This window comes from Brachybacterium sp. 107, from assembly GCF_052379725.1.
Taxonomy (GTDB): Bacteria; Actinomycetota; Actinomycetes; order Actinomycetales; family Dermabacteraceae; genus Brachybacterium.
On record NZ_JBQSYW010000001.1, the window covers coordinates 105,966 to 120,840 of the forward strand.

The window sequence follows — 14,875 nt, forward strand, 5'->3', positions numbered from 1 at the left end:
CGAGCGCCGCACCGACGGCGATCGCGGCGGGCAGGTTCCGGCCCGGCCCCCGCCGTTTCGCGTGCTCGGGCGCGGGGCGAGATCCGAGTCTGTGTTCACTGAGGGGGCCGAGTTGTCGCGGGAGACCTCAGATGGTCTCGAGCTCGGTTTCCTTGAGGCCGAGGGCCTCGTCGATCTGGTCGATGAACGACTTCGTCAGGGTCTCGAGCTCCTTCTCGGCGCGCGAGCCGTCGTCCTCGCCGATCTCCTTGTCCTTGACCAGCTTCTCGATGGCCTTCTTCGCGTTGCCGCGAGAGCCGCGCACGGCCACTCGGCCGTCCTCCGCCTTGGTCTTGGCGAGCTTGACGTACTCCTTGCGGCGCTCCTCGGTGAGGGCGGGCAGCACGACGCGCAGGTTGTCGCCGTTGTTGGTCGGGTTCACGCCCAGATCCGACTCGCGCAGAGCCGTCTCCACACCGGTCGTCGCGGACTTGTCGTACGGGGTCACGATGACGGTGCGAGCCTCGGGGAACTGCAGCGACGCGAGCTGGTTCAGCGGGGTCGGTGCACCGTAGTACTCGACCGTGATGCCCTGGAACATCGCGGCATTGGCGCGGCCCGTACGGATGGCGGTGAACTCATCCTTGGTGACGTCGACGGTCTTGGACATCTTGGACTTCGCGTCCTTCAGGATGCTGGCGGTGTCGTCGCTCACGACTGCTCCTCGGTTCTCGGTGGGTGGTGATGGCGTCCATTGTCCCGCATCGTCGCGGCGGGATGGCAGATCAGGCGGGGTGCGGGCGCGCCGCACCGGTCCGGCACGACCGGAGGGGAGCTCTGCGATCCTCGATCTCCCCGCCGCGGTCGGCTCAGTCGTGGGTGACGACCGTGCCGATCCGGTCCCCGCGCATCGCGCGGGTGATGTTGCCCGGGGCGTCGAGCCCGAACACCATCATCTGCTGCGCATTGTCCATGCACAGGCTGAAGGCGGTCGAGTCGACGACCTTCAGGCCGCGCTGGAGCGCGTCGTTGTAGGTGATGTGCTCGAGCTTCACCGCGTCCGGGTTGGTGCGGGGATCGGAGTCGTACACGCCGTCCACGCCGTTCTTGGCCATGAGCACCTCTTCACAGCCGATCTCGAGCGCACGCTGCACGGCGACGGTATCGGTGGAGAAGTACGGCATGCCGGCGCCGGCGCCGAAGATGACGACGCGACCCTTCTCCAGGTGGCGCACGGCGCGCAGAGGGATGTAGGGCTCGGCGACCTGGCCCATCTCGATCGCGGTCTGCACGCGGGTGGAGACCCCACGCTGCTCCAGGAAGTCCTGCAGGGCGAGGCAGTTCATCACGGTGCCGAGCATCCCCATGTAGTCGGCGCGGCGGCGATCCATGCCGCGCTGGGACAGCTCGGCGCCGCGGAAGAAGTTGCCTCCGCCGACGACGATGGCGCACTCGACGCCCTGGGCAACTCCTTCGGCGATCTCTCCCGCGACGCGGGAGACCACATCGGGGTCGACGCCGACGGCGCCTCCGCCGAAAGCTTCACCGGAGAGCTTCAGGAGGACACGACGTCCGTCCTCTCTCTTCGGGAGAACAGGTATCGGTGACGTGAACGTCTGGGTCATGTCGGTCCTTCCGCGCTGGGTCCTCGGCGATGATACCGGTGCGGCCCCGCACCGATGGTGCGGGGCCGCAGGGCGGTGGCGACGCTCACGCGCCGCAGGTGGGATCGGGCCCGTGAGGTTCCGTTCCCGGCGTGTCAGCCGCCGACGCGGAAACGGACGAAGCCGGTGAGCTTGCCGCCGGCGTTCTCGACGATCTGACCGACGGTCTGCTTCGGGTCCTTGGCGAACGCCTGATCGAGCAGGACGTTCTCCTTGAAGTAGCCCTTGAGACGGCCCTCGACGATCTTGGTGATCGCCTTCTCGGGCTTGCCCTCGTTCTTGGCGGTCTCCTCGGCGATGCGGCGCTCGTTGGCGACGATCTCCTCGGGGACCTCCTCGCGGGTCAGGTAGGCCGGGGAGAACGCGGCGATGTGCATCGCGACGTCGCGCCCGACCTCGGCGCCTGCCTTGTCGGAGGCGACGAGGACGCCGACCTGCGGGGGCAGGTCCTTGTTGGTGCGGTGCATGTACGAGGAGACGACCTCGCCGGAGACACGACCGATGCGACGCACCAGGATCTTCTCACCCATGGTGGCGCCGGCGTTGGTCAGCGCCTCGCCGAACGACGTGTCGGCGAGATCCTCGGGCTCGTTCGCGCCGGACTCGACGGCCGCGGCCACGGCCTCGTCGCCCAGGGCGACGAACTTGTCGTTCTTGGCGACGAAGTCGGTCTCGGAGTTGAGCTCGACCAGGGTGCCGGTCTGGCCACCCTCGCCGTCGCGCACGTCGACGGCGATGAGGCCCTCGGAGGCGGTGCGGCCCTCGCGCTTGGCGATGCCCTTGAGACCCTTGACGCGGATCAGTTCGACGGCCTTCGCCTTGTCGCCGTCCGACTCGTCGAGAGCCTTCTTGACGTCGAGCATGCCCGCGCCGGTGGTCTCGCGGATCTCCTTGATGTCTGCTGCCGTGTAGTTGGCCATGTTCCTCTTCCTTCTACGAGCTGATGTCTGGAGGGAGGGGCGGCGGCGGGCGCCGTCCCGTGGAGGGGCCCGGGGACGCCGACGGCGTTCCCGGGCCCGCTATGGTCACTCGGCGGCGGGGGCCTCGGTGGACTCCGCAGCGGCGGACTCGGTGGACTCCGCAGCGGGGGTCTCCTCGGCCGGCTTCTCCTCGGCGGGGGTCTCCGCAGCAGCGGTCTCCTCGGCGGCGGCGACCGACTCCTCGGCCGGTGCGTCCTCCTGCTGGACCTCGGACTGCTTGAGGAGCTCCTGCTCCCACTCCGCCAGCGGCTCTGCGGCGACGGCGGAGACGTTCTTCTCGCCACCGGTCGACTTGGCGTGACGCTCCTGCAGACCAGCGGCCACCGCGTCGGCGATGACCCGGGTCAGCAGGGCGACGGAGCGGATCGCGTCGTCGTTGCCCGGGATCGGGTAGGTGACCTCGTCGGGATCGCAGTTGGTGTCCAGGATCGCGACGACGGGGATGCTGAGCTTCTGCGCCTCGTCGACGGCCAGGTGCTCCTTGTTGGTGTCCACGATCCACACGGCGGAGGGAGCCTTCGCCATGTCGCGGATGCCGCCCAGGGTCTTGGCCAGCTTGTCCTTCTCGCGACGCATCATCAGCAGCTCCTTCTTGGTGCGACCGGAAGCGGCCACATCCTCGAAGTCGATCTGCTCGAGCTCCTTAAGGCGGTTCACGCGCTGCGAGACCGTCTGCAGGTTGGTGAGCATGCCGCCCAGCCAACGCTGGTTCACGTAGGGCATGCCCACGCGGGTCGCCTGCTCCTGGATGGGCTCCTGAGCCTGCTTCTTGGTGCCGACGAAGAGAACGCTTCCACCGTGGGAAACGGTCTGCTTGACGAAGTCGTACGCCTTGTCGATGTACGTCAGCGTCTGCATGAGGTCGACGATGTAGATGCCGTTGCGCTCGGTGAAGATGAAGCGACGGACCTTCGGGTTCCAACGACGGGTCTGGTGACCGAAGTGGACGCCGCTCTCCAGGAGCTGGCGCATGGTGACGACTGCCATGATGGTGTCCTCTGTTCTCAGGCCTGGGCTCGCACGACTCGCTCGTAGGCGTCCGTGGTCATCGCGCAGGACCTGCATTCTCGGTTGTTCCCCGACACCGGACGGTGCGAGGCCTGGTGCCCGGGAGAGCCGATCGCCCCGACAGTGCTCCGCACCATGGTGCGGAGCGGCCGAGGACCGCTGATCGGCGGACCCTGATGGGCACGCGAAGTCATCCGGACGGACCGGATGCTCACAGAAGTCTATCCGACGTCCCACCACGGTCGAGCGCGGGATGCATCACCTTCGTGTCGTGCTGGTCCGGACCGTTCCTCCCCAGAGGGCCCTCATCCACCATCCCTCCGCAGGACGGGACACCGCACGGCGAGGCCGCGAGGATGCGGAGCATGACACCTCGTCCCATCCCCTCCCGACCGCCCGCCTGCCCGCGTCCAGTGCTGCGGCTGCTGCGTGTCCTCCTGGTGCTGCTGTGCCTTCTGGCCACTTTGTCCCTCGCTGGCCCGGCCCGTTCCGTGCCTGCGAGCCGCTGGCAGTGGCCCACCTCGGCGCCGCACGAGGTGGCCGCGCCGTTCGAGGCTCCCCCGCATCGCTACGGTCCGGGGCACCGCGGCATCGATGTCCGTGTGGCGGGGGACGGGGCCGAGATCCGGGCGGTGGACGCCGGGACCGTGCGGTTCTCCGGGATGGTGGCCGGTCGAGGGGTCGTCTCCGTGCAGCATGCCGACGGGCTGATCTCCACCTATGAGCCGGTCGCCGGCGCGGTCGAGGAGTCCCAGGCGGTCGAGGCCGGCGATGTGCTGGGCACCATCGCCGACCCAGAAGCCTCCCATTGCTCCTCGGAGGTATGCCTTCACCTGGGTGCCCGGCGCGGCCAGGACTACATCGACCCGCTCCTGCTGCTCGGGGGCAGAGGCCCCAGCGTGCTGCTCCCCTGGGGCGGTCAGGCGGATCCGAGTGGTGCGGTGGTCCCGGCCGGGGCTCGGACCGCCCGCGCGGCCCCGTCGATGCCGGGCGGTGCGTCGTCGGCCGGCGCCCGGGTGCATGGCCATGGTCCAGCCGACATCTCCGGGAGGTCACGCCCGATTCTGGCGGCCTGAACGGTCAGGCGCGGGGGTGGGCCTGGTCGACGGTCCGCCGCAGCCGGTCGGCGCTGACGTGGGTGTAGATCTGGGTGGTCGCCAACGAGGAGTGGCCCAGGAAGTCCTGGACGCTGCGCAGATCCGCTCCCCCTTCGACGAGATGCGTTGCCGCGCTGTGGCGCAGGGTGTGGGGTGAGATGTGCTTGGCGATGCCGGCCTGCGCCGCGTAGCGATCGATCATGGTCCGCACCGCTCTGTCCCCGAGGCGGCCTCCGCGCACTCCGAGGAACAGCGCCTGCTCCTCGTGGCTCTCCGGCCGGGCGTGCTGGACCAGGTGGGGCCGCCCGTCACGCTCCCATCTCGCCACCGCGTCCAGGGCTGGCCGCCCGACGGGGACGATCCGCTCCTTGCTGCCCTTGCCCAGGACCCGGACGGTGCCCTGGGCTTGGTCGACGCCTCGACGGTCCAGTCCGACCAGCTCGGAGACGCGCAGTCCCGAGGAGTAGAGGAGCTCGAGCACCGCGATGTCCCGCAGCAGGACGGCCTGCTGCAGCGGGTCCTCGACCGGCATCACCACGCCGTCGGCCCCGGCACTTTCAGCATCAGTTCCAGCACCGGTTCCAGCGTCCGTTTCAGCACCGGTTCCAGCGTCCGTTTCAGCACCGGTTCCAGCGTCCGTTTCAGCACCGGTTCCAGCGCCAGCGCCGGCTGCGTCCCGGCCTGCGCCACCTTCCTCGGCGCCGTCGAGCAGGGTGGCGGCCTGCTGACCCGAGAGCACCGTGGGCAGGTGACGGCCGCGACGCGGTGCCCTCAGCCTGCCGCCGACGTCGTGCGGGATGCGTCCGGTGGCTGCGAGCCAGGTGGTGAAGGTGCGTGCGGCGGCGGCGGAGCGGGCCAGCGTGCTCGCTCCGGCGCCGGTCTCCGACCGCGCGGCCAGCCAGGACCGGAGCGCCGCGACGTCGAGCTCTGCGAGCTCGATCCGCTCGACGTCACGCAGATGCGCGAGGAGGTCGTCGGCCTCCCGTCGATAGGCACGGACGGTGTGCTCGGACCGGCCGCGCTCGAGCCGGAGGTGCTCGGCGAAAGTCTCCGCGAGCACGTCGTCGGGGCCCTCCTCGGCGCGTTTCATAGGTATCAGTGTCTCGCACGCCCGGGAGGGGCGGGGTTCAGCGCGGCGTGCGGGCGCGTCGTGTCCGCTCCCCCGTGGTCTCCACGAGCCCCAGCAGCGTCAGCCGGGCCAGCGCCGCCGTCACCTCGTCGGGCTCGAACCCGATCTCCTGAGCGATTCGGCTGATGGGGAGGCTCGAGCGCGGAGGGACCGCATCCAGCACCCGGCGGTCCGCCGGGCTGAGCAGATCCAGCTCGTCCTGAGCGGCGAAGCGGCCCTCGCCAGCCGCAGGACCGCCCGGCAGCAGATCCAGCACCTCCCCGGGTTCGGTGATCAGCACCGCCCCGCGCTCCCGGATCAGCCGATGGCACCCTGCACTGGCGGCCGAGGTGATCGGACCCGGAACGGCACCCACCGGTCGTGAGAGCTGATCGGCCAGGCGGGCCGTGGACAGCGCCCCGGACCGCCATGACGCCTCCACCACGACGACGGCCTGGGACAGCGCAGCGATCAGACGGTTCCTGGCGAGGAACCGCCAGCGCGTGGGCGCCGTCCCGGGCGGCGCCTCGCTCACCAGCAGGTGCTGCTCCCGGATGCGTTCGAGCAGCTGCGTGTTCCCACGCGGATACAGCCGATCCAGGCCACCGGCGAGGACAGCGATCGTCGCCCCGTCCGGAGCCGCGAGAGCTCCGCGATGAGCTGCGGCATCGATCCCGTACGCCCCGCCGGAGACGACCGTGCCGCCACGTGCCGCGAAGTCCGCTCCGAGGGTCCCCGCCGCATCCTCTCCGTAGGCCGTCGACGCACGCGAGCCCACGAGTGCCAGGGAGCGCCTGCCCACGAGATCGTCGAGACGACCTGGTCCGTGCAGCCACATGCAGTGCGGTGCGGTCTCGTGCAGGTCCTCGAGCAGATCGGGCCATTCCTGGTCCTCAGGGGTGATGATGCGAATGCCTCGACTCTGCGCGTCCTCGATGATCGCGTCGACGTCGACCATGGACAGCCGAGCCCGCCAGCGTGCCAGCGCTCGGTCTGCTCGCAGACGGTGCGTACCGCTCCCGGGTTCGGCGGCATCGCTCGGCAGCTCCCCGCCCAGCCTGCCCAGCAGATCCGCTGCGGTTCCCTGTCGGGCGAGGTCGAGAGCCTGCGCCGGCCCGCACCGGGTCCGGGCGAGCAGGGCGATCGCGTCGCTGGGCTCCGCGATCACCGACCAGGTGATACGGGCGATCCTGTCCTGCGTTCCGAGGTCGTGCGGGGGCATCATCGTGCTTCTCCTTCGCGCAGGGTGAGGGCGAGTCCGATCTGCTCGGCGCCGGGGCGATCCACACCGTCGAGATCGGCGAGGGTCCATGCCAGGCGCAGGACCCGGTCGTGGCCGCGGAGGGTGAGGCGACCTTGTCCCACGGCGTGGTCGAGGAGCCGACGTTCCGACGCCTCGGGGGCGAAATCTCGCCGCAGCCGGGGACCGGGGAGCTGAGAGTTCAGGGTCCAGGGAAGTCCGGCGAACCGGTGACGCTGTCGCTCCCGAGCTGCACGGACCCGACGTGCGATGGTCTCGCTGGACTCGTTCTCCAGCGCTCCCGCTCGGTGGACGTCGACCGGGCCGACGAGTATCTGCATGTCCACGCGGTCCAGCACCGGGCCTGAGAGGCGCGCCAGGTACCGGCGTCGTTGATACGGGGAGCAGGTGCAGCCGTCCCCCTTTCCGTAGGACTTGCCGCAGGGGCACGGATTGGCCGCCATGACGAGCTGGAACCGCGCCGGATATCGCGTCACGGCCCGAGCCCGATGCAGGGTGATGTCTCCGGTCTCGAGAGGCTCACGCAGCGCCTCGAGCACGCGCGCCGGGAACTCCGGAGCTTCGTCGAGGAAGAGCACTCCGGCATGGGCTCGGGAGATCGCCCCGGGCAGAGCGAGGCCCGCGCCACCGCCCACCACCGCAGCGGTCGTCGCGGTGTGATGAGGGTTCTCGAAGGGCACGGTGCGGCGCAGTCCCTCCTGCGCGTCGAACCGTCCTGCGAGGGAATGGATCGCCGAGACCGCGAGCGAGTCATCGATCTCCAGCTCCGGGAGAATGCCGGGAAGGCGTGAGGCGATCATCGTCTTCCCGGCGCCCGGTGGACCGATCAGGAGCAGATGGTGACCGCCCGCCGCGGCGACCTCTGCAGCGCGCCTGGCCTGGGCCTGGCCGACCACGTCGGCGAAGTCCCCGGGCGGGGCGGAGGGATGCTCTGCCGGGGCTGTCCCATCGCCACTCAGATCCAGCACCTGCCTCACCGGCGACGGCGGGACATCCGCGCCGAACCGATGCAGCAGGCTGGTCAGGTCGGCGGCGCCGTCCACCTCCAGACCCTCCACGAGCCGCGCCTCCAGGAGATTCTGCTCGGGCACGATCGCTCGGCTGATCCCCAGGGAACGGGCGGCAAGCAGCGCCGGGAGCACGCCCGGAATGGGGCGCAGCCGACCATCCAGGCCGAGCTCGCCCAGCAGCACGGTGTCGCCGGGGACATGGACGCCGAGGTCGCCCTGCGCGTCGACCACCGCCATGGCGATCGCGAGGTCGAACCCGGAGCCCTGCTTGCGCCGCCAGGCCGGAGTCATGTTCACCGTGATCCGCCGCGCCGCCAGTCGGACACCGCTGCGGGCGGCGGCGGCACGCACCCTCTCCCGCGCCTGGAGCATCGAGGAGTCCGGCAGCCCGACGAGGGAGAACGCCGGGAGCCCGGCGGAGACGTCGGCCTCGACCTCCACCAGGGTGCCGTCGAGCCCGACGAGGCTGATCGAGAGCGTGCGCGCCTGCCCCATGCTCAGACCGCCTCGAGGTGCTCGAGGGAGAAGGTGCCGTCGAGGTGGGCGTGGACGCCGACGACGTCGATGCGCACGTCCCGGTGCGGGGTCGAACGCTCCATGAGGTACTCCCCGGCGAGGCGCCGCAGCCGACGCAGCTTCGCCGCGGTCACGGCGGCCTGTGGGACCCCGGTGACGAAGGTGCGCCGGGTCTTCACCTCGACGAAGACCAACGTGGTGTGCGCGAGGGCGACGATGTCCAGCTCCCCCTGGCTCAGGCGCAGGTTGCGTTCGACGATCTGCCAGCCGCAGGCCATCAGGTGCTCGGCGACGAGGTCCTCCCCCGCTCGGCCGAGCTCCGCCGTGGACATCTCGGCGACTCTGCGCCGTCGGGGCGGCACCGACGGGCCGAGGACAGGGGGCTCCGCCGCGGGGCCGATGACGCGGGAGGTGCCGCCGCCCGGCCGAGCAGGGTCAGCGGCGGGCAGGTCACGCTCGGACTGGGGGTGTGAGCTCCGGGCACGAGGTGTCATCGGCCGCGGGAGGGGTGAGAGGCGTGTCATGCAGCTCAGCCTGGCGCGGCCCCGTCGGCCGCACGTGCGGGGCGAGGCTTTTGGGGACAGACACGCTCTGTGGAGGAAAGAACGCCTGCGCGCCGTGCCGCGCACCGAGAACGCCGCCGGCGTGGATCGTCCTGGGCTCGGAGCTCAACCGCTCATGGCGCGGGGCTCCCTGGCTCGCGAACGCTGTGGCCCCCGTGGCTACGGCCCCGTGCTTCGTGGCTCAGTGCCCCGCGCTTCGTGACTCTGTGCTCCGGCCCCGTGCTCCGGCTCCGGCTCCGGCTCAGGGAAGCGAGATGTCGGGCTTGTTGAGCTCTTCGATGTTGACGTCCTTGAACGTCACCACGCGCACGGACCGCACGAAGCGGTTGGAGCGATAGATGTCCCAGACCCACACGTCGGCCAGGCGGAGCTCGTAGAAGACCTCGCCGCCGCCCGAGCGGACCTGCAGATCGACCTGGTTGGCGAGATAGAAGCGTCGCTCCGTCTCGACCACGTAGGTGAACAGGCTGACCACGTCGCGGTACTCGCGGAACAGCTGGAGTTCGAGGTCGGACTCGTAATTCTCGAGGTCCTGCGCGCTCACCGACGCTCCTCCTTCTGCTGGTCCTGCTGGGGGTGCCACTGGTCGCTCCACAGTACGCCAGCGGGGCTGGGAACCGGAGCCGGTGCCGGGATCGCAGGCGACTCCACGGCCGGCACAGCGGCTGCGGCCGGGCGGGATCCCAACCGCCACGTGCGCCGGTGATGCTCATGGGTTCCGACCCGGTCGATCGCCTCGCGATGCACCGCCGCCCCGTAGCCCTTGTTCGACGCCCACCCGTACTCGGGGGCCGATGCGTCCAGCTCCACCATGACGGCGTCGCGGGCCACCTTCGCGACGATGCTCGCCGCCGAGACGCTCGCACAGTCCCTGTCGGCCGAGACTCGCAGCTCGACCAGCGGGGCCGGCCCGTCGGCGGTGGCCAGATGCGCCGAGAGGACATCGACGTTGCCGTCCAGGAGGATGGCGTCGGCCTCGAGCTGGAGGGCGTCGAGAGCTCGCAGAGCAGCCCTGGTGAGGGCTTCCATGATGCCGACCTCGTCGATCTCCGCTGCGCTCGCCCATCCCACCGCCGTGGCGTGGGCCGCTTCCTGGATGGGAGCGACGAGGGCTTCACGGCGTGCGGCGGAGAGCTTCTTGGAGTCCCGCACTCCGGCGGGCAGCTCGCGGATGCGGCCGTCGACGACCTCGATCGCGCAGGCACCGATCGCGACCGGACCGGCGAGAGCTCCTCTGCCCACTTCGTCCAGGCCGACGATCACACGACGCCCGGGGCCGCAGCGTGCCGCGAGGGCGTGCTCGACGTCGAGCGTGGGTACTGCGCCGGTCACGGCTGGGCGGGGACGTCGGAGAAGGCGTCGCGACCGTCGCCGAGGCCGTCCCAGCGACCGACGGGCCAGAAGATGACCTCGGCCTTGCCGGTGATGTCCGCCTCGGGCACGAAGGCGCTCTCGCCCTGGGACTGGTGCCAGGCGGAGTCCGCGGAGGCGTACCGGTTGTCGCCCATCACCCACACGTTGTCCTGGGGCACGGTCACATCGAAGGCGACCTGGCAGGCCGCGGTGTTCTGGTTGATGTAGGGCTCGTCGATCTCGACCCCGTTGACCTGGAGCGCCCCACCCTCCTCCGTGCACACGACATGGTCGCCGGGCATGCCGATCAGTCGCTTGACCAGGTGGTCCTGGGACGGGTCCGGGGCCAGGCCCACCATGCTGAGCACCTTCATGAGCTGCACCCGGGGAGTGGGATCCACGGTCGCGTCACCCTCGATCCAGTTGTCGGGGTCCTCGAAGACGATCACGTCCCCCCGGTGCAGATCGAACACTCCCGGGGTGAGCTTGGAGACCAGGATCTTGTCGTTCTCCACGAGAGTCGGGTTCATGGACGCCGACGGGATGTAGAACGGCTGGATGAGGAAGGTCTTGACCAGCACGGCGATCACGAGGGCGACGGCCATGGTGACGATGGTGTCCAGCCACAGCGGCATCCGCGCGCGGCGGTGGCTGCGTCCCTGTCCGGGCTGCTTGTCCGAGGGGTCCTCGCCGGGCGCGGCGTCCTCGGGCTCGGACACTGCACTGGGGGAATCTTCGGACGCGTTCATCGCCGTGATCCTATCCGGAGAACCTGGTTGTCACAGCGCACCGGCACGAGGCAGTGGCCACACGAGTCGGTCGACCTCCCCCACCACCCGGTCCACCGGGATCATCCCTCCGCCCGGCGCGCCGAGCAGATGTCGCGAATCCGTGGAGTCCGAGCGGTTGTCGCCGAGCACGAACATGCGCCCTTCCGGGACGACGAGGTCGAAGTCGATCTCGCTGGGTGCCACGCCGTCGGCCAGATAGGGCTCCGCGAGCGGGGCGCCGTTGACAGCGAGGCTGCCGTCGGTGCCGCAGCAGGAGACGTGGTCGCCGCCGACGGCGATGACCCGCTTGACCCAGTACCGGTCGCCGTCCTCCGCCGAGGGCGCGAAGTATCCGGTGCCGTCGAAGACCACGATGTCGCCACGGTCGGCCCGCCCTCGCTCGGAGCGGTCGGCCAGGAGCACGTCCCCCGGGAGCAGCGTGGGCTCCATGGAGGCCGAGGGGACCCGGAACGGCTGGACGACGAAGTACCGGACCACGCCGGCCGCGAGGAGCACCAGCACGACGCAGACGGCGGCGGCCACCACAGGGTGGGGCCGCCGCCGTCCGCGCACTCGAACTCGGGTCATCCCCGGATCAGGAGTGGTCGCGCTTCTCCTTGATGCGGGCCTTCTTGCCCGTGAGGTTGCGCAGGTAGTACAGCTTCGCGCGGCGCACGTCGCCGCGGGTGACGACCTCGATCTTGTCGACGGTCGGGGCGTGCACGGGGAACACGCGCTCCACGCCGACACCGAAGGAGATCTTGCGGACGCGGAAGGTCTCGCCCACGCCGTGGCCCTGGCGGCCGATGACGTAACCCTGGAAGATCTGGATACGGGAGCGGTTGCCCTCGATGACCTTCACGTGGACCTTGACGTTGTCTCCGGCGCGGAACGTGGGGACGTCCTCGCGCAGGTATGCCTTGTCGAGCTCGTCGAGCTTCTGCATGATGTTTCTCCAGCCTCCGCCTCAGGTCGGACAGCTTCGTTCGCGGGGTCCTCCGGCAGAACCGGGATGCCCTTCATGAACTGTCGATCCGGCGAGGAGCGGACTCCTCGTGCCGGTGTGCTGGGCCTCTGGCGGCGACTCCCATCGCCACGGAACTGCCCGACCGCTGATCGCATCCCTCCCCTGAGGCAGAGGAACGCGCGGTGCGCACAAGGGGACATTCTGCCAGGGCAGGATGGGCACGGCAAGCCCTGGGCTCAGCAACTGCGCCGGTCAGCGGGCGAACGGGATGTCGGATCCGTCACGCCATCCCGTTCAGGACGGCGATCCGGCCTCGTAGGACTCCCCGAGCAGGTCGGGTCGCCGCTGCCGGGTGCGCTGCACGGACTGCTCACGGCGCCACGCGGCGATCTTCCCGTGGTCCCCCGAGAGCAGGATCTGCGGTGCCTCGCGCAGCACTCCCGCCGGGTCTCTCCAGCTCGCAGGGCGTGTGTAGAGCGGGTACTCCAGCAGCCCGTCGGAATGCGATTCCTCGACCAGGGACTCGGCGTTGCCGACCACTCCCGGGACCAGCCGCACGACGGCCTCGGTAATGGCCAGGACGGCCACCTCTCCGCCGTTGAGCACGTAGTCGCCGAGGGAGGCGAGGGCAACTTCGTAGCCGGTATCGGCGAGGTGCTCGTAGACCCGCTCGTCGATGCCCTCGTAGCGCCCGCAGGCGAAGATGATCCACTCGCACTGGGACCACTCCTGGGCGGTCGCCTGCGCGAACGGTGCACCTGCCGGGTTGGGGAACACGATCAGGGGTTCGACGTCGGCCCCGAGGGTCTCCTGGCCGGCAGCGCGCACGGCGGCGAAGGCCTCCGCCCAGGGTTCGGGCTTCATCACCATCCCGGCACCGCCGCCGAGCGGGGTGTCGTCCACGGTGCGATGGCGATCATGGGTCCAGGTGCGCAGGTCATGGACCTGCAGATCGACGATCCCGTCACGTCGGGCTTTGCCGATCAGGGACAGCTCGAGCGGGGCGAGATAGTCGGGGAAGAGGGTGAGGACGTCGATGCGCATCCCCGCGTCAGCCCTTGGTGCGCTTCGACGACGCAGGGCTCTTCGCCGGAGCGGAGGTCTCGGGCTCGGGGCCCTGCTCGTCCTCCGGCAGCTCGTCGAAGAGACCTCCGGGCGGGTTCGCGGTGACGACCCCGGCCGCGACGTCGACCTCGGGCACCAGCTGCTCGACCAGCGGCAGCTGCACGCGGCGCTTGTCGAGGGTGCGCACGACCAGGAGATCCTGCGCCGGGTAATGATCCACCCCGAGGACGGTGCCCAGCTCATGACCGTCGACGTGCCGCACGGTGAGGCCCTTCAGCTGAGAGGGGTACCAGGCGTCGGGGTCCTCGTCGGCCTCCTCCTCGGAGTCGACCGCGGCGCTGAGCTCCACGCCCCGCAGCGATTCCGCATCGGTGCGGTCCGCGACCTCGTCGAACGTCGCGTACCAGCGGTCCTGCTGCCGTCGGGTGCCGAGCAGGGTGAGGGTGCGGGTGCCTGCCGCGGTGTCCACCTCGAAGGCGACGCCGGGCGCGAATCGTTCCTGGGGCTGGTCCGTGCGGAGGACCAGGGCGACCTCTCCGCGCAGGCCGTGGGCCTTGCCGATGGTGGCGACGATGACGTCCAGGGTGCTCATACCAATCCTTCGTCTTCTGTGGCGGGATCGCCGTGATCATTCTCCCCGGAGTCGGGCGAGGAGTACCCGACGGCGTCGCACGCCGAGCTGAGCTCTTCCAGGGGCTTCTGCAGGCCGTCGGAGGAGGTGTCGCCGTCCAGGGCGTCCTGGAACGGGGCTCGGACCTCGGTCAGGGCGTCGCGCACGTCGTCGTCGTCGACCGCGGCGATCTCGGCGGCGAGCAGCTCATCGGTGGCCTGCACGTCCTCCATCCGATCCGCCGGGACGGTCTGCGGGCTGCGGCCGACGAGCTTGAACATGTTCGAGGTCAGCACGTTCGCATTGGCGAACCGGGTCAGGGTGCCCGGGGTGTCGAACACGTCGGCGCAGACCAGCGTCGCCGGCTTCGTGCCGTCGTCTCCGGATTCGAGCGTCCAGGCCGCGGCGGCGGAGGTGTCGGCGCAGACGCCGGCAAAACCGTGCCAGACCTCCCCGAAGGAGTCGACATCGGCCGCCTCGCCCTTCTCGGGCTGGGTGCGGAACCAGTCGCTCAGCGCGGCGACGGCATCCTGCGCGTCCACGGGGGCCTGCTCGAAGGCCGCGTCGATGTCGTCGCCGGTGGTGGCATAGAAGAAGGGGTCCGACGGCCCCGCCTGCGGGGCGGTGGCCGCCCGGTCCAGGACGACGCGCGACAGCGGCGACCGGTAGTCGGGATCGCCCCAGAACTCTGCACAGGCGTCCGCCAGCGCGGGGTCGGCCGACGGCTGCTCCGCGACCGGGGGCTCCTCGGCCGGAGTGCTGGGCTCCGTGGTCGGACGCTCCGCGGTGCACCCCGCGAGCAGCAGGGTCGCCGCGACCAGGGCGAGGCTGCTGCGCGCCCGCACGCCCGGCGTCGCCCGCACGCCCGGCGTCGCCGTCGTGCCGGGCAACGCCCTGGAATGCCAGGAGCGGCACTGCGGGGAC

Annotated in this window: 17 protein-coding genes; 1 reads left to right on the top strand and 16 read right to left on the bottom strand. The window is 70.3% G+C overall.

From position 1 onward, the window contains the following. Nucleotides 1–127 precede the first annotated feature (127 nt). The 4 genes from frr to rpsB form a co-directional block, all read right to left on the bottom strand. Nucleotides 128–694, bottom strand: coding sequence for a ribosome recycling factor (gene frr / locus ACT3UL_RS00460; protein ID WP_444576048.1), 567 nt, complete (start codon nt 692–694; stop codon nt 128–130). 154 nt (nt 695–848) lie between these two features. Then, complete coding sequence (gene pyrH, locus ACT3UL_RS00465; RefSeq protein WP_193116323.1) at nt 849–1,604, bottom strand: UMP kinase; 756 nt, start codon at nt 1,602–1,604, stop codon at nt 849–851. Nucleotides 1,605–1,738: 134 nt separating this feature from the next. Beyond that, nucleotides 1,739–2,563: a translation elongation factor Ts gene (gene tsf / locus ACT3UL_RS00470; protein ID WP_444576050.1), complete on the bottom strand. Its 825-nt coding sequence runs from the start codon at nt 2,561–2,563 to the stop codon at nt 1,739–1,741. 105 nt (nt 2,564–2,668) lie between these two features. Further along, nucleotides 2,669–3,610 carry a 30S ribosomal protein S2 gene (rpsB, locus tag ACT3UL_RS00475; protein WP_444576052.1) on the bottom strand — a complete coding sequence of 314 codons (942 nt, stop codon included), beginning with the start codon at nt 3,608–3,610 and terminating at the stop codon, nt 2,669–2,671. Nucleotides 3,611–3,996: 386 nt separating this feature from the next. On the opposite strand from rpsB, the gene ACT3UL_RS00480 reads away from it, so the two are divergent. Next, nucleotides 3,997–4,707, top strand: coding sequence for a murein hydrolase activator EnvC family protein (locus ACT3UL_RS00480; RefSeq protein WP_444576054.1), 711 nt, complete (start codon nt 3,997–3,999; stop codon nt 4,705–4,707). Between the two features lie 4 nt (nt 4,708–4,711). Here the strand turns inward: ACT3UL_RS00480 and ACT3UL_RS00485 are convergent, their stop codons facing one another. From ACT3UL_RS00485 to ACT3UL_RS00540, 12 genes are all read right to left on the bottom strand, one after another. Further along, nucleotides 4,712–5,818, bottom strand: coding sequence for a tyrosine recombinase XerC (locus ACT3UL_RS00485; protein ID WP_444576055.1), 1,107 nt, complete (start codon nt 5,816–5,818; stop codon nt 4,712–4,714). Between the two features lie 37 nt (nt 5,819–5,855). Then, nucleotides 5,856–7,061, bottom strand: a complete 1,206-nt coding sequence (dprA, locus tag ACT3UL_RS00490) for a DNA-processing protein DprA (protein WP_444576057.1) — start codon at nt 7,059–7,061, stop codon at nt 5,856–5,858. Beyond that, nucleotides 7,058–8,602: a YifB family Mg chelatase-like AAA ATPase gene (locus ACT3UL_RS00495; RefSeq protein WP_444576059.1), complete on the bottom strand. Its 1,545-nt coding sequence runs from the start codon at nt 8,600–8,602 to the stop codon at nt 7,058–7,060. Before ACT3UL_RS00495 ends, dprA begins: the two co-directional genes overlap by 4 nt. A 2-nt stretch (nt 8,603–8,604) precedes the next feature. Then, the gene (locus tag ACT3UL_RS00500) at nt 8,605–8,955 is read right to left on the bottom strand and encodes a YraN family protein (protein WP_444576060.1); all 351 of its coding nucleotides are present in this window, start codon (nt 8,953–8,955) and stop codon (nt 8,605–8,607) included. 472 nt (nt 8,956–9,427) lie between these two features. Then, nucleotides 9,428–9,730, bottom strand: a complete 303-nt coding sequence (locus ACT3UL_RS00505) for a DUF2469 domain-containing protein (protein ID WP_076810501.1) — start codon at nt 9,728–9,730, stop codon at nt 9,428–9,430. Then, nucleotides 9,727–10,518 (bottom strand): ribonuclease HII, encoded by a 792-nt coding sequence (locus ACT3UL_RS00510; protein WP_444576062.1) that lies wholly within the window; start codon nt 10,516–10,518, stop codon nt 9,727–9,729. Before ACT3UL_RS00510 ends, ACT3UL_RS00505 begins: the two co-directional genes overlap by 4 nt. Continuing rightward, entirely contained in the window at nt 10,515–11,288 is a 774-nt protein-coding gene (gene lepB, locus ACT3UL_RS00515) for a signal peptidase I (protein WP_444576064.1), read from the bottom strand. The genes ACT3UL_RS00510 and lepB (ACT3UL_RS00515) overlap by 4 nt, the downstream gene beginning before the upstream one ends. Before the next feature lie 30 nt (nt 11,289–11,318). After that, a complete protein-coding gene (gene lepB / locus ACT3UL_RS00520; RefSeq protein ID WP_444576066.1) occupies nt 11,319–11,897 on the bottom strand; it encodes a signal peptidase I in 579 nt (192 codons plus the stop codon). Between the two features lie 7 nt (nt 11,898–11,904). Further along, a complete protein-coding gene (gene rplS / locus ACT3UL_RS00525) occupies nt 11,905–12,255 on the bottom strand; it encodes a 50S ribosomal protein L19 (protein ID WP_444576068.1) in 351 nt (116 codons plus the stop codon). Between the two features lie 315 nt (nt 12,256–12,570). Further along, nucleotides 12,571–13,320 carry a tRNA (guanosine(37)-N1)-methyltransferase TrmD gene (gene trmD, locus ACT3UL_RS00530; RefSeq protein WP_444576070.1) on the bottom strand — a complete coding sequence of 250 codons (750 nt, stop codon included), beginning with the start codon at nt 13,318–13,320 and terminating at the stop codon, nt 12,571–12,573. A 7-nt stretch (nt 13,321–13,327) separates the two neighbouring features. Continuing rightward, on the bottom strand, nt 13,328–13,933 hold the full coding sequence (gene rimM, locus ACT3UL_RS00535; protein ID WP_444576072.1) for a ribosome maturation factor RimM: 606 nt from the start codon (nt 13,931–13,933) through the stop codon (nt 13,328–13,330). Next, nucleotides 13,930–14,841: a hypothetical protein gene (locus ACT3UL_RS00540; RefSeq protein WP_444576074.1), complete on the bottom strand. Its 912-nt coding sequence runs from the start codon at nt 14,839–14,841 to the stop codon at nt 13,930–13,932. Before ACT3UL_RS00540 ends, rimM begins: the two co-directional genes overlap by 4 nt. Nucleotides 14,842–14,875: the final 34 nt, after the last annotated feature.

Bases quoted from the DNA above. Each gene is read 5' to 3' on its own strand.
- pyrH (WP_193116323.1), bottom strand. From the start codon at position 1,604: ATGACCCAGACGTTCACGTCACCGATACCTGTTCTCCCGAAGAGAGAG.
- tsf (WP_444576050.1), bottom strand. From the start codon at position 2,563: ATGGCCAACTACACGGCAGCAGACATCAAGGAGATCCGCGAGACCACC.
- rpsB (WP_444576052.1), bottom strand. From the start codon at position 3,610: ATGGCAGTCGTCACCATGCGCCAGCTCCTGGAGAGCGGCGTCCACTTC.
- ACT3UL_RS00480 (WP_444576054.1), top strand. From the start codon at position 3,997: ATGACACCTCGTCCCATCCCCTCCCGACCGCCCGCCTGCCCGCGTCCA.
- ACT3UL_RS00485 (WP_444576055.1), bottom strand. From the start codon at position 5,818: ATGAAACGCGCCGAGGAGGGCCCCGACGACGTGCTCGCGGAGACTTTC.
- dprA (WP_444576057.1), bottom strand. From the start codon at position 7,061: ATGATGCCCCCGCACGACCTCGGAACGCAGGACAGGATCGCCCGTATC.
- ACT3UL_RS00495 (WP_444576059.1), bottom strand. From the start codon at position 8,602: ATGGGGCAGGCGCGCACGCTCTCGATCAGCCTCGTCGGGCTCGACGGC.
- ACT3UL_RS00500 (WP_444576060.1), bottom strand. From the start codon at position 8,955: ATGTCCACGGCGGAGCTCGGCCGAGCGGGGGAGGACCTCGTCGCCGAG.
- lepB (WP_444576064.1), bottom strand. From the start codon at position 11,288: ATGAACGCGTCCGAAGATTCCCCCAGTGCAGTGTCCGAGCCCGAGGAC.
- lepB (WP_444576066.1), bottom strand. From the start codon at position 11,897: ATGACCCGAGTTCGAGTGCGCGGACGGCGGCGGCCCCACCCTGTGGTG.
- rplS (WP_444576068.1), bottom strand. From the start codon at position 12,255: ATGCAGAAGCTCGACGAGCTCGACAAGGCATACCTGCGCGAGGACGTC.
- trmD (WP_444576070.1), bottom strand. From the start codon at position 13,320: ATGCGCATCGACGTCCTCACCCTCTTCCCCGACTATCTCGCCCCGCTC.
- rimM (WP_444576072.1), bottom strand. From the start codon at position 13,933: ATGAGCACCCTGGACGTCATCGTCGCCACCATCGGCAAGGCCCACGGC.